Genomic DNA, 14,331 nt, shown 5'->3' with positions numbered 1-14,331 from the left:
ATATGTCGACACGTAGCTGCAAATGTAAAATTATCTGGGTGGGGCGTTCACCACAGCGGCGAGAAAGGGGAACTGATTACGCTCAACCATCCCAAACCCGGGCGGTTACTTTAGCACCCCGGTATGCCAATCCCGGGGCGGCTAACTTTACCGCATGGATACTTTAATTACCGTTGGGCAGCTCGTTCTGAGTCTTTCGATCCTCATCGTGCTGCATGAATTCGGTCACTTCCTTCCCGCCCGACTGTTCGGCACCCGGGTGGAGAAATTCTACCTCTTCTTCGACCCCGGCTTTAGTCTATTTAAAAAGCAGATCGGTGAGACCGAGTACGGCATCGGCTGGCTGCCGCTGGGGGGCTACGTCAAGATCAGCGGGATGATCGACGAGAGCTTCGATAAGGAACAGATGGAGCAGGAGCCCCAGCCCTGGGAGTTCCGCTCTAAGCCAGCCTGGCAGCGACTCATCATCATGCTTGGCGGGGTGACGGTGAACTTTATCCTCGGCTTTTTGATCTACGGGCTCGTGCTCTTTGGTTACGGCGAGGAGTATTTTCCAGCGGAAAATATCACGGCCGGCATTGCCGTAGATAGCCTCGGCCAGGAGATCGGGCTACAGAATGGGGATAAAATCCTGCGCGTCGGCAACGTGCCCTTTGAGCGTTTCAACGACCGCATCGTACTGCGCGAGATCGCCATCAACAACGCCCGCACTATCGAAGTGGAGCGTAATGACACGGAAACTACTGTCGACGTAGACCCAAAGTGGGTCGATCTACTCACTCGCTACGAGAACAAGAATTCCCGCCTCTTCGTGCCCCGCGTACCACTGGTCGTAGCCCGCGTCGGCGAAGACACCCCCGCCGAGGAGGCGGGCCTGGAGTTTGAAGACCAGATTGTTAGCGTTGACGGGGTGTCCACACCGTACTTCGACCAAGTCACTGAGCAGTTGCAGAGTAAAAAGGGACAAGCCGTCCGCCTCGGCGTCAAGGCAAAGGAAAGCGAGCACGTCCGCCAGGTGGACCTTACCCTCACCGATGAGGGCACCATGGGCGTTGCCGTAGCTCCTCCTGACTATTTCTACGACACCGAGCGTCAGGAGTACACCCTGGCCGAGGCCATCCCCGCCGGTATCGACCAGGGCATCAACTTCCTGGGCGATCAATTCAAGGCCTTCGGGCAGATGTTTGCCGGCAAGATCAAGGTCACCGAGAGCCTCGGCGGCTTTGCCAGTATCGGTGGCATGTTCGGTAAGACCTGGGTCTGGGAGCGCTTCTGGTACATGACCGCCTCGCTCTCCCTCATCCTCGCCTTTATGAACCTCCTGCCCATCCCCGCCCTCGACGGCGGCCACGTTATGTTCCTGCTCTACGAGGTCGTCAGCGGCCGCAAGCCCAGTGATAAGTTCATGGAGCGGGCCACGATGGTCGGTTTCGTGATCGTACTGGGGCTAGTGGTGCTGGCGAATGGGCTGGATATCTGGCGGTGGATCAATGGGTAACAAGGAGTTAGGGAATTAGGGAGTTAAGGGGTTAAGGGCAGGCAGTACAAAGCAACCTCCGGTCGCGCTTTGCGCCATAAATAACATACTACCCAGACGAGCGAAGCGAGCATCCCCAACCTTGACTCCTTAACCCCTTGACTCCTTAACCCCCTAACCCCTTGACCAACTACTTCCACCTCTTCCACCTCCCCCCCGCCCCTACCATCGACGAGGCCGCCCTGAAGAAGACCTTCTACGCCAACAGTAAACGCTACCACCCCGACTTCCATACCCTGGAGGACGCCACCACGCAACAGAAGGTGCTGGAAAAAAGTACCGAGAATAACCAGGGGTATAAGGTGCTGGCCGACGAGGACCTACGCCTGAGGCACCTACTGGAACTGAAGGGGGTACTCGGTGCGGAGGGTACCAACCAGGTGCCCCAGGACTTTCTGATGGAGATCATGGAGGTGAACGAGGCGCTGATGGAGCTGGAATTTGAGGACGACCCCATGACGCGATTGAAGGTAACGGGGCTGATCGATCAGTTGGAAGCCGACCTACGCCAGGAGGTCGCCGAGGTATACGATACCTACGATGATGCCACCGCTACTCCAGCTCAACTCGAACTGCTTAAGAACTACTACCTCAAGCGGCGCTACCTGCTGCGACTGCGCGAGAAAATCTGATGGCTGTCGATCAGTCGGCTACCTCCTGCCAGTAGCTAAGTAGTTGCTCGGCGCGGTGGGAGGTGGTGTGGTCTGCTAATACCCGCGCCCGAGCGAAACTGCCGACCCGCCGCCGCGTAGTCTCGTCGGTACCATAAAGGATGTCGAGCACGTCCTGCTGGCTGGCTACGCAGTAGAGTTCGCGCCGATCTTCGAAAAACTCCCCGATGCCATCCCACTCCGCGGTCAGGACCGGTACCCCGCAGGCGGCCGCGGCCAGCAGCTGACGGGAGGGGGTGTGGCCGAGTGTCCGGCGGTCATTGCGCCCAAGCACGAGACTACAGGCCTGGCGGTTGTAAAAGTCCACGTGGTTGGTGTGCGGCAAATGCTCTAAGTAGGTCACGTTCTGCGGCCAGGCCTGGCTGTCGGGGTAGTTGTCGCCGGCCAATACGAATTGGCGGTTGGGGGTAGTACGGGCCGGAGCCAGGAGCAGTGCCTCGATAAGGTCGTAGCGCTCCGTCTTAAAATTACCCATGAAACCCAGATCGTAGCTCTTGTCGATGTCCATGCGGTAGAACGCGAAGGGATCGATGCTTTCGTAAAGCGGCCGGGCGCAGGGCATACCGTGAATGCGGGCCAGTTGCTCCAGGGCCGGCCCGCCGGTTGTAGATAAATAAAGGTGAAAACTACCTACCGAATCGCGGCTCAAGCAATTGCCGCAGTCTTCCCCGGAGGCCAGCACCCGGGCCGTCCGTGCCAGGTCGGTGTCGTAGTAGATCGTGATGCCGCGCGCCTCGTTACAGATCCACTGGGCGATGCGATCGGTCTCGGGTACATCGCTACCCAGCAGCACCAGATCGGCCGACTGGATGGCCGGCAGGTATTCCTCCAGTAAGGTATCCACGTCGCCATAGGTCCATACCTCGCAGTAGGGCGAGCGCAGCATATCGCGGTGGGCGATGCCGCCGAAGTCATAGGGTTCCAGATAGGTTGTACGGTGCCCCCGGTGGGCCAGCTCGTTGATCAGCCCCCGGTATAGCTCGGCTACGGGGTTGCGGGAGCTGCTCAGGATCGAGCGGCCGATCATGACGACGTCGAGGGTGTGGTGGGTGAGGCTCACTAGCACAAGGTAAGGCGGTGGACGCTAAGGCGTTGGACGCTTTAAAGCGTCCAACGCCTAGTTGATCCCACCACTATTGCTCACGAAAGCTACATGTTTTCCGTCGGGCGACCAACTCGGCACGTTCATCGTCCCCTGCCCGCCAAACACGTAGGCGACCACCCGTGGTGTACCCCCACCAATCGGCATGGTCCGCAGGTACACCTGCTTATAGAAGGGATGATCGCCGGCAGGCACCTCTGGCTCGTAGGAAATGAAGATTAGCGACTGACCGTCCGGCGACACGTGCGCGAACCAGTTCTGCAACGCATCGTCCGTAAGCTGCTCCTGCTCGCTCCCATCCGGGCGCATACGCCACAACTCCATCGAGCCGGTGCGGGCACTATTGAAGTAGATGTACTCGCCGTCGGGGCTGTACTCCGAGCCATCGTCGAGGGTGGACTGGTCAGTGAGTTGTACCTCCTCCCCGCTGCCGTCGCTACGTATCTTGTAAATATCAAATTGCCCGCCGCGCTCAGCCGTATAGGTCAGCCACTGCCCGTCGGGCGACCAGCCGTGCAGGTAGCTCGGCCCCTGCTGCGTGATGCGTTTTGGCTCACCGCCACTCACGGGTACCGTGTAGACCAGTGAGCCCTCTCCCTCCGCACCGCTCGAACTGCTGATACCCAGCATCTCGCCGTCGAAGGACAGTACGTGGTCATTGTTATTCGCGCGCACCGTGCCGGTGGGTAGCTCTTCGGGGGTGCCGCCGTCGGGGGCAATGCGGTACAGTAATCCCTCACTGTTGTAGATCAGCGTTTGGTCGTTCGGGGTCCAATTGGGGGCCTGTAGCGAATTGGGTCCGGAATGAATGATCTTACGCCGCCCGCTCCCCACATTCATCACTTCGATATGACTACCCAGATAGTCACGATAGGTCTGAAAATCAGCCGGGGGCGGCACCACGATCCGCACGTTGTCGAAGTCAGCCGTCTCCAGTGCCGCATCGTCGTGGGCACACACGAAGAGTCCGACGAGCGCCGTATCGGGCAGCTCCATTCCGGGCAGGGTCACCGTCTCGAACAGCTCCCCATCACGCGCCACGCGCATGATGAAGGTGTCTTGGCGGCGCTCTAACTGGATAACGGCCGCACTATCCAGTTCGGCCCGTAGCTCCTCAATATCTCCGCCGGTTTGGCGGCGGTACTGTAGGGAGGTAAGCCCATCGGCGTGTACCGTAGCCACTAGCATAGCCGCGTCGGAATCGGTACTCGCCCGCACCATCCATCCGAGTTTACGGTGGGGGTGTCCTCCGGGGCTCACGAAGCGGGCGCGCGCCCGCAGGATCACATCCCCCACCTGCTCCCGGTACGCATAGTGGAAGGAGTCGCGATCAAACCAGACGTTCCCTCCCCCACCCTGCAGGGTGTACACCTGTTCGAGGCTATCGTAGCGGGTAGTCCCCGGTCGGCTCACGCTACCCACATCGGTAGCCGTCGTGAATAAGCCGAGCTCCTGCCCTAGTAGCAGACTACCCATCAGCGAAAGCATTAACAACAGCGATATACGCATACCGGTCAGTTTTACCGGGGTGGCACCTGCGACCCCGCCCGAAGTTACGGCGTGCGGCTATACGTATCCGGCGATGATGCCCAGGGTGAAGCTCAGTAACAGAAAAACGAAGAGATGACGCTTACGTAGGAAGAATAAAGTAGACATAGGTGGTGCGTTTTGACGAAGGCAAAGTTCTGGTGCGGCGGGCGGGGGAAAAAGGACAGTCAAACACCCGTTAGCGGCTTGCCGGAACGTTAGAACGTCGCCCCAAAATATCGTAAGGCACTCACAATCAACACCTTAGTTATTTCGTGACGCCATACGATACACCGGGGCATTACACTAATATGCGTACATTACGTCTAGCCTCACCGCCCATTGGTCGAATAGATTTGGTCGGTGGGGAGTGGACCGCCACCTTTATCCTCCACTAATCATCGATCCATCATGGGCATCTTCAGCCGCTACTTCCTCTACCTACTCGACTGTGCCGTCATGCTCGCCATAGTGGGCGTACAGGTATACCTGTTCCGGGGTGAAGACCCCATGGTTTATTACCCTGGCGAGTGGTTCGCTCTGCTGCTGGAAGACTACGCCGCCATTGGCCTCTGGACGGTGGTATTCACCAGCGTGTACTGGACGATTGTTGATTACCATTCGGCCCTGATTCGCATCCGTGGCCGCGTGCTCAACCAGGCGACCGGGCAGCTACCCACTTACGACGTGCGGGTACTGCGCTCAGTGGTCAAAGCAGTGACATTATTTGTCTTGCCATGGCTACTGTTGTACGCGTTGTTTAGTGATGGGCACCGGCTGTTACATGATCGGATAGCGGGCACCGAGCGGCTGGAGGCACAACAGACACGAGGGTAGTCCAGCAATAAAAACGCCCCCCGTACAGGTACGGGAGGCGTGAAAATGGGACTACAAATTGTAATCTAGTGCGTCTTGGGGAGTGAGCTTACATGCCGTAGCTGATGCCGAAGCTGATTTCTCGGCCGCGCTCGTAGCTCTGGAAAATGTAGGTGCGATCGAAGTCGGAGTAGGCTTCGTAGGCAGGATTCAGCAGGTTGCGAGCCCGCAGGCTAAGTTTGAAATTATTAATCTGCTTAGAGATGGACAGGTCCAACTGCGCACGCCCGCGTTCGAATACGTCGGGACTACCAACAGCGCCTATACTCTGGAGACGATCGTCGAAGTAGTTATAGGCGATAATGGCATCCCAGCCGCGGTCCACATCATTGTAACCGAGGTTGGCGTTGATGACATAGTTTGATTGCCCGTTGAAGGGGCGGGTGGCGCTGAACTCGGGGTCTACGGTTCGGGCGATCCGTACCTCGTCCGCGTCTACCTCTTGTTCTGACTCGATGAGTGCGAGGTTAGTACTGATGGTAAAGTTAGCGAGTGCGGAGGTGATAAACCCTAACGATTTCCGAAATTCCATCTCAATTCCGTAAAGGTTGGCGCTTTCGGAGTTTGTCCACGTAAACTGCTGCTCGCCACTGAGGCGGAAGGTCTGTACGATGGGATCGCGGAAAGATTTGTAAAAGGCGCTGAATGCAATGACCTCTCCTGCATTTGGAAATATCTCGTATCGCAGATCATAGTTATCTATACTAGTTAGAACTAAATCGGGATTACCGAAGATAGGAGGTTCACCCAAAAAGCCGAAAGCTCCGAAGGGTGCGACTTCCCGCATATTTGGCCGAGCCACAGTTTGGGTGAAGCTACCCCGAAGGTTACTGTTTTCACCGATTTTGTAGACCAGGTTCACCGCGGGCATGAAGTTGAGGGTATCGATGTTGGCAGTGTTGTCGTCAATAACGCGTTGATCGGGATTTTCTCGGTCGCGTTGAATATCAACAATCGAGCTTTCCACCAGGATATTGGTCGATTCTGCTCGCAAGCCTACAATGGCTTTCAGTTTTGGACTTACCTCATAGGTGAACATACTGTAGGCGGCGGCTACGTCGTAATTTCCAGTGTAACTATTAGCGGGGTTACTGTTATCAAAAATGTACACCCCAATGGTATTGCGACTGGTAGTTTGCTCGATGACACCTAAATTATCGGGGCCATAGAAAACGTCAAAGTCTCCCCCGGCCTGGCTAAATGAAGTGCCACGGTCATTCTCGTAGGCGTATATACGCTCATTAAAGTCACGCGATTTGGTGGAATAACTTCCTCCAAACTTGATTGCGTTGCCCCGACTACGGGATTGTAGCACAGGGATGGTGACGTCTAAATTACCCTGGTACGTGTCGTCGGCTAGATCGCGAAAGTACCTGCTGGGCCGGCTGAATTGACTGGGATCGATGATGAAGTTATCATCCTGCTGAATGTATTCGGCAAAGCGAAGGTCGGGCTCGTTTTGCGCACTGTTCACGTAGTTTGCGGTCCATTCAATTTTCGTGTTACCGAGTCCGGTGAGCGTATGGTCACCCTGCACGACGTAGTTGATCAGCTCCCGCTCAAGAAAGGTGCTAGCTTGGGAACGGTAGAAATTATCTTCCGTACCTCCCGCTCCTTTACTTTCGTTGCTGCCCTGTAAGATACGACCTTCCAGGAATCCCTGATGACTGTAGATTGTATAGAAAGTCAGATTATTGGAAGCGGAAGGGCGCAGCGTGAGGGCAAACATGCCTCCCAACTGCCCGCTTTCCACGCTCTTATTATCGTTGAGATCGAAAATCTCCTGTAGGCCGTCGGCTCCCCCCCCGGGATTGACATAGTTGCCGCGGGTACCATTTTGGTACTGCTCGAAACTACGGCTATAGTTTAGAGATGCAAAGACGCCTAGAGGCATAGTACCCAGGGTAAACTGGTTACCGATGTTGCCGCTAAAACTATAGTCCGGCCCGGTGTTGATGCGGTCCACATTGAAGGCGTTACCAAAATTATTAGCTACGTCCTCCACTAGGCCCGCGAGTTCCTCATCTGTGCGTGCCCGACGGTCGGCATTACTTGCCAACACTCCAAGGTCTGCAAGCCGAGGATCGTTGAGGATTGCCGGTCCATCCAGCGTTCCATCATTATATCCTAGTCCGGCCAGGTCTCCGCCGTCGAAGGAGAGAAAGTCATCGCGGAAGTTTCCCTGTGGATTATAACTAGCCGAAGCACTTAGCCCCCAGGTAAACCGTTCCGGTAATGCTTTGATTTTAATGTTGACACTACCGCCGGTGAAGTCTCCGGGTAAATCAGGAGTAAAAGTTTTGCTGGCTACAATATTGTCCAGCACGTTTGTAGGGATCAGATCTAACTGCGCGGAGTTGCGGTAAGGATCGATGCTAGGAATCCGTAGTCCGTTCAGGGTGGTGGCGCTGTAGCGGTCTCCTAGGCCGCGCACATACACGTATTTACCATCGACCACAGTAGTTCCTGTCACTTTCGTAAGAGCGGCAGCGGCGGTTCCCGCTCCAAGACGCTGGATTTCCTGACTGGAAATCACGTCCTGCACTTTATCGCTGTTTTGCCGCAGTTTCATGACCGCAACTTCGCCCCGTTCTAGCGCCTGCGCTGTTACGGTTACATCTACATCTAACTCAACTCCGGTATCCTCCGCGAAGGTGATGTCGAGTAGGGTCGTTTCGTTAGCCGCTACGGTTACTCCTTCAATAGTTTGATTTTCGTAGCCCACGTAGGAGGCAACGAGCGTATAGGTGCCCGGAGCGGTCTGAAATTGATATTTACCTTCAATGAAGTCGGTTTGGGCTCCCTCAGTAGTACCTTCAATAACTACGTTGGCTCCGAGCATTGGAAAACCATCTTCGTCGTATACCGTACCGGATATAGCGCCTTTCTGCGCCATTAAGGAGGGGGCGGAAACCAGCAAGAGGGCTAGGATCGCCGTGATGCGATTAAGCATGGGAAAACTATGTTTAATTGTGCACTAGATGTAGGGATGGTCGGAAGACGAATCTCCGACCATCCCATGGAAGATTATAGTCGAATAGCAGGTAGGCATCGGTTAGTGAGCGACTACCATTTTCTGAAGTAAGCGCCCACCCTCGGTGTCCAGTACGATGAGGTAAGTTCCGTTGGGCAGGTTAGCAACCTTAATCGTTTCTTGCTGCTGACCCACACTGTACTGCCGGGTGCTTACTGCAAGAGGACGACCTACGAAGTCCATCACCGTGAGCGTAACCTTACCGCCACGAGGCAGTTCAAACCCTACAGTCACCAACTGGGAAGAAGGATTCGGGGAGGGAGCGTCGAGTAGATAACCAGCGACCTGCTGGGTACCAATGCTGTTAGTAAAGTCCACAATCAGTCCCGAAGTAGAAAGCTCCGTCCAACCCGATAGCCAGGTGCGGTCATTGTCGCTGGTGGAACCGGGAGCGAAGGCGCCGTAGTAGGCTACGGATTCGAAGTCTTCCCCTGCTTCGGGGGCACCCTGGGTGGCGGTAGAGTCGAAGGCGAAGGGCCGGGGGTCGATGAAGCCGTTAGCATCACGATCCGAAATGCTGTTCAGGGCCGGATCGATGATCCGGTTACCGCATTCCATGAACCCAGCCGCTACCTCGGTAGTGGAAGCCTCAACAACGTTTTCATCCTGATCGACGGCTAGAAAAATGTCCTCAGGCTTCTCGCCGGCACCGAAACCAAAGAAAATACTGTTGCAAACGCTCAGATCACCGTTGAGGAAGTTGGTGTACGAATCCACATCGGTATCCGTGCGGTCTTCGATACCGATAGCGGCACCATTAAAGTCGGTAAAGATAGAGTTGTTGTAGTGTCCGCCGGCGTTGTCGCGAAAGATTACCGAGAGGGGAAGCGATCGGTTTGCATCACCCCCAGTAGCCATGCCGTTTTCTCCAATGCCAATATAGGTAGCGTTGTAGATAGTCGGATTACTGAAAGGCTCCTGGTTGTCAGGGCTTGCTCCATCATGCTCACCGGAGCGACCGGTAGAATTGCCTGGACCTTGGAGTACGAACCAGTACTGCCCACCACCGCGCCAGCCGAAGTCGTAGTCCATACCATCATCACCACAGTAGGATACTGCAGCGTGGTCAATGCGGACGGTGCCACCGAACCATTCGATTCCATCGTCTAGGTTAGCAAACACTTCGATGTAGTCCATCGTCGTGCCGGAACCGACACCACCAAGCGTCAGGCCATTGATCTCATTATCTGTGCTCAGCTGTGCACCACCGTGCCGAATAGACACATAGCGAAGCGTACCACTGTTGTCCTCGTCATCATCGCCGCCAAAGCGTGCACGCTCCTCGTCGGCATCAATCCCTTCAATGCCATCCTCCCCGTCGGGGCGGGCGATGGTAGCATTACCGAGAATGATAAGTCCTCCCCATTCACCGCGATCGTTCTCATCAAAGTCGTCCGCATCCTCCGTATCATCGCCAGATGCGGTGAAAATAATGGGACTATCAGCTGTGCCCTCAGCGAAGATTTGCGCGTCACGGGTAATAATGAGTGCAGAAGTGTTATCTCCTGTAGTAGTCAAATCTCCGTTCAGACCATAAATCTTAGTGCCGGCTTCTATCGTAAGCGTTCCATCCGCTTCGAGGAACACCAGACCATCGAGCGTGTAGCAGCTGTCGGCTTCCCAGGTGTAATCCTGACCGCCCTGCAGGTCGTCGTCCGTGATAGTAACACATTCGCCGATTTCTACCTCATCGACGAGGTCACCCAGGTAACCGTAATCACTCAGGGCAGTCCAACCCTGCAACCAATTCACTCGGTTACCGAAAGCACCCCGGTAGGAAACGACGGAAAAAAAGTCATCGTCGCCGTTGGGCTCACCGCCGCTGAGTGCTTCGCCATCAGCATTAATCCGGGGGTCTAACCCACCATCGGGCATGCGACTCAGTCCAGCGATCCCAGTTGTACCAACCTCGTTGTCCTCAAGAACAGCGGCGGCGAAGATTGTCGTTGAAGCAGGAAGAATAACCTCGTCCTGATCTACTGCCAAAAAAATTTGATCTGATTCGGCGACGCCGGCAAAATCTTCGAACATGTTGTCGACGAAGTCAAGATCACCCGCTTGAAACCGAGCGTAAGAATCTTCATCTGAATCGGTCCGATCCTCTACCGCGATAGCAGCTCCGTTGAAACCGGTGAAAATGGAATTGTAGTAAAACCCACCGGCATTATCGCGAAAGAGTACGGATAGCGGTAAGGCCCGATTAGCGTCACCTCCCGTGGCAGTACCCTCTTCACCGATACCTACGTAGGTAGCGTTGTAGATCGTAGGCTGGCTAAAGGGTGATTGCCCGTCGGGATTGGCTCCGTCGTGCTCCCCGGACCGGCCGGTACCATCCCCGGGGCCCTGTAGTACAAACCAGAACTGTCCATTACCACGCCAGCCAAAGTCGTAGTCCATCCCATCGTCGCCACAGAAAGCAACCGAGGCATACTTTACGCTGACCGTACCACCAAACCACTCGATGCCGTCATCGAGGTTGGCGAAAATTTCGACGTACTCAATAGTGGTACCGGAGCCAACGCCACCAAGCGTAAGGCCATTAATTTCATTGTCCGTGCTTAACTGCGCACCACCGTGGCGAATGGATACGTAGCGGATTACGCCACTATTATCCTCATCGTCGTCACCTCCAAAGCGGGCACGTTCCTCGTCGGCATCAATGCCCTCGATGCCATCTTCGCCATCAGGACGAGCAATGGTTGCATTGCCAAGAATGATGAGGCCACCCCATTCTCCACGATCAGTACTGGTCAGATCGCTTGGATCATCCATATCGTCCCCTTCCGCGGTGAAGATGATCGGATTGTCCGCCTCACCGCTCGCGAAGATTTGCGCGCCCCGCGTAATGATGAGCGCCGAAGTGTTGTCGCCCGTAGTTACGGCATCTTCGTTTCGTCCCTGAATGACGGTTCCTGGCTCGATGGTCAATGTTCCTCCTTCCTCAAGGAAGATGAGTCCATTTAGTATGTACACATTGTCGGCAGACCAGGTGTAATCCTGACCGCCCTGCAGATCGCCGTCTTCGACAATAATAGTTTCCTGCGCAAACACCACCACCGAAAGCAGCAGCGCAGCAAGGGTAAGGGTAATTCTTTGTTTCATAGGAGCTGTATTGGTTCTTTGAGCGTTAATCCGCCGCAAAGGTCCACCAGCACCGTGAACTCCAGGTACGAAGTGCGTTAACTTATTGTTACGTCTAGACTAAGTTTGCGTCAGCCGCGCGGAGCAGGTACACGCTCCAGCAACTCGAGGGCTCTAAGGATGGCCCCGGCGTTGTCATCCATGCGCTCGTCGGCCCCCTTCACCTTGTCTGTCAGTCCGATTAGGTAGCAGCCTGCCGCGCGGGCCGCCTCGCCGCCGGGGCCACTATCCTCAATAGCAATGCACTGATCGGCCGGCAGGCCTAGCCGTTCGGCGGCCAGAAGGTAAATATCCGGGGCTGGTTTCATGTGCTCCACATCGGAGGCCGTCACGCTGATAGGCGTAAAGCGCTCCAGGCGAGCCGCCGCAATCATGACGTCCGCGTCCTTGCGCCCGCTATTCGTCGCAATCGCCAGCGGAAAGCCCGCCGCCACTACCCTACCCAGCGCCTCGTCTACGCCGGTAAACGTCCTCCCGTCCGTAGCCACCGCATCGTGGTACCGCTTCTGCTTTTTTGCAATCAGCTCCTCCACCGTGATGGGCAAGCCATCCACTTCTACCTCGTGCCGGGCCAGCACCTTATCGCTGGTACCGATCCACTGCTCGAACCAGTGTGCGTCGTAATGAATACCGAACTCTTCAGAGAGGGTATCGAGCCAGGCCTGACAGTGCAGCGGCTCGGAGTCAGCTAGGGTGCCGTCTAGGTCGCAGAGGAGCCCCAGAAATTTACGATTTACCATTTACGACGTACGATTTACGATTTGTAGGCTCTGCTCGCTTCGCTCGTCTAGGCGGCAAACGGCGCCAAAGTACTACCCACGACCGCAGGGAGCTGCCCCACAAATGGTACATGGTAATTGGTACATCCGTAAATGGTAAATCACCTCAGCACCACCCGCTTAACCACCTCCACCCCCCGGTGAAGGATAGCGCCCGCATCAATAATGGGCTTACTCACTTCCTGGAGCTGCTCGAACTTACCCTCCTCGTGCAGGCGCACCGTGCGGCCGACCAAAAAGCCGGAGCAACTGGCGCTCAGGAAGAGGAGTACCGCAAAAACGGAGAGTAGTTTAAATTTCTTGGGTGGCATAGCGACCGCGAATATAAGTGTTTTACGGAGATTTAGCAAACCTAGACGTGGGTGCGCCTAGCGGCGCTGAAATTCAACCACGGAGGACGCAGAGAACACAGAGTTTGTGCCTTTGGCACATGCGTGACGGCAACCTCTGCGTCTCTCTGTGTTCTCTGTGGTTTGAACCCTATACACCAGCGGAGCTGCGCACTCAGAACTCCCGCATCACCTTCACTAAAGCCTCCACCCCCTCGTACGGCATACTGTTGTAAATACTAGCCCGGAAGCCCCCCACGCTCCGGTGCCCCGTGATCCCATCCAGGCCCGCCGCCTCGGCCGCCTCTTGAAACGCCTGGGTGTCAGCCTCATTCGTACACTCGAAGGTGACGTTCATCATACTACGGCTGTACTCATTGGCTACCGTGCCGCGGAATTTCGGGTTGCGATCGATCTCGTCGTAGAGCAGCTTGGCCTTGCGCTCGTTGTGTTGCTGCATGGCCGCTACCCCACCCTGCTCCTTCACCCAGCGCAGGGTAAGCATGGTCACGTAGATGGGGTAAACCGGCGGGGTGTTGAAGGTGCTGCCACCGGCAATGTGTACCCGGTAGTCGAGCATACTGGGTAGGTCTCGCTGGACGGTGCCGAGCAGGTCCTTGCGCACGATCACGAGGGTGACGCCGGCCGGGCCGAGATTCTTCTGGGCCCCGGCGTAGATCAGTCCGAAGCGCTCCAGGGGGATCTCGCGGCTGAGGATGTCGGACGACATATCGGCCACCAGCGGCGCGGAGGTCTCGGGCCACTCCCGGAACTGCGTACCGAAAATGGTATTGTTGCTGGTTACGTGCACATACTTCAGGCCCTCGGGCACGGTATAGCCAGTGGGGATGTGGTCGTAGTTCGTGTCCTTGGAGCTGGCAATCACGTTCACCTTTCCGAATAGCTTCGTCTCCTTGATGGCCTTAGCGCTCCAGGCACCGGTGTCGAGGAAGCCGGCCGTCTCGTCGGGGTTGAGCAGGTTCATGGCCGTATAGAAAAACTGGGTGCTGGCCCCACCCGAGAGGAAAAGTACGCCGTACTCGTCGCCCACCTGCATCAGCTCGCGCACCAGGGCTTCGGTCTCGATGAGCACGCTGTCGAAGGCATCGGAGCGGTGGCTGATCTCCAGGATCGAAAGGCCACTACCGTCCAGATCGGCTACGGCTTGCGAGGCCTGCTGCAGCACCGAGGCGGGTAGAATGGCCGGTCCGGCGCTAAAATTAATCTTCTTGAGGACGTTCGTGCTGGTCATGGGGCATGCAATTGTGGGGCGAAATTAGACAAATGCGGGGGAGCCGGGAAAGTTTGTTTTGCGGGGCCGCGGGTGCCGCGCGG

Annotated in this window: 10 protein-coding genes; 3 read left to right on the top strand and 7 right to left on the bottom strand. The window is 56.1% G+C overall.

What is annotated here, in order from left to right:
• Positions 1-154: 154 nt before the first annotated feature.
• Positions 155-1,498, top strand: a complete 1,344-nt coding sequence (gene rseP, locus ACOOHD_RS02515; RefSeq protein WP_420459990.1) for an RIP metalloprotease RseP — start codon at positions 155-157, stop codon at positions 1,496-1,498.
• A 161-nt stretch (positions 1,499-1,659) separates the two neighbouring features.
• Positions 1,660-2,169, top strand: coding sequence for an iron-sulfur cluster co-chaperone HscB C-terminal domain-containing protein (locus ACOOHD_RS02510; RefSeq protein ID WP_420459989.1), 510 nt, complete (start codon positions 1,660-1,662; stop codon positions 2,167-2,169).
• A 10-nt stretch (positions 2,170-2,179) separates the two neighbouring features.
• On the opposite strand, the gene ACOOHD_RS02505 is transcribed toward ACOOHD_RS02510, so the two are convergent.
• Positions 2,180-3,268, bottom strand: a complete 1,089-nt coding sequence (locus tag ACOOHD_RS02505) for a CgeB family protein (RefSeq protein WP_420459988.1) — start codon at positions 3,266-3,268, stop codon at positions 2,180-2,182.
• A gap of 57 nt (positions 3,269-3,325) precedes the next feature.
• On the bottom strand, positions 3,326-4,819 hold the full coding sequence (locus ACOOHD_RS02500; protein WP_420459987.1) for a biopolymer transporter TolR: 1,494 nt from the start codon (positions 4,817-4,819) through the stop codon (positions 3,326-3,328).
• A gap of 429 nt (positions 4,820-5,248) precedes the next feature.
• Here ACOOHD_RS02500 and ACOOHD_RS02495 point away from each other — a divergent pair, with 429 nt between their 5' ends.
• Entirely contained in the window at positions 5,249-5,674 is a 426-nt protein-coding gene (locus ACOOHD_RS02495) for a hypothetical protein (protein ID WP_420459986.1), read from the top strand.
• Between the two features lie 88 nt (positions 5,675-5,762).
• Here ACOOHD_RS02495 and ACOOHD_RS02490 read toward each other — a convergent pair whose 3' ends face one another.
• From ACOOHD_RS02490 to serC, 5 genes are all read right to left on the bottom strand, one after another.
• The gene (locus ACOOHD_RS02490) at positions 5,763-8,666 is read right to left on the bottom strand and encodes a TonB-dependent receptor domain-containing protein (protein ID WP_420459985.1); all 2,904 of its coding nucleotides are present in this window, start codon (positions 8,664-8,666) and stop codon (positions 5,763-5,765) included.
• A 102-nt stretch (positions 8,667-8,768) separates the two neighbouring features.
• Positions 8,769-11,849: a T9SS type A sorting domain-containing protein gene (locus ACOOHD_RS02485; RefSeq protein WP_420459984.1), complete on the bottom strand. Its 3,081-nt coding sequence runs from the start codon at positions 11,847-11,849 to the stop codon at positions 8,769-8,771.
• Between the two features lie 110 nt (positions 11,850-11,959).
• Positions 11,960-12,628 carry an HAD family hydrolase gene (locus ACOOHD_RS02480; RefSeq protein WP_420459983.1) on the bottom strand — a complete coding sequence of 223 codons (669 nt, stop codon included), beginning with the start codon at positions 12,626-12,628 and terminating at the stop codon, positions 11,960-11,962.
• Positions 12,629-12,768: 140 nt separating this feature from the next.
• Positions 12,769-12,978, bottom strand: coding sequence for a hypothetical protein (locus ACOOHD_RS02475; RefSeq protein ID WP_420459982.1), 210 nt, complete (start codon positions 12,976-12,978; stop codon positions 12,769-12,771).
• 193 nt (positions 12,979-13,171) lie between these two features.
• Positions 13,172-14,248 carry a 3-phosphoserine/phosphohydroxythreonine transaminase gene (serC, locus tag ACOOHD_RS02470; RefSeq protein WP_420459981.1) on the bottom strand — a complete coding sequence of 359 codons (1,077 nt, stop codon included), beginning with the start codon at positions 14,246-14,248 and terminating at the stop codon, positions 13,172-13,174.
• Positions 14,249-14,331 lie beyond the last annotated feature (83 nt).

It is taken from the genome of Neolewinella sp. (genome assembly GCF_965214665.1).
Taxonomy (GTDB): Bacteria; Bacteroidota; Bacteroidia; order Chitinophagales; family Saprospiraceae; genus Neolewinella.
Note: the sequence above shows the minus strand (reverse complement) of the source record. Positions and strands in the feature narration are given on the sequence as shown.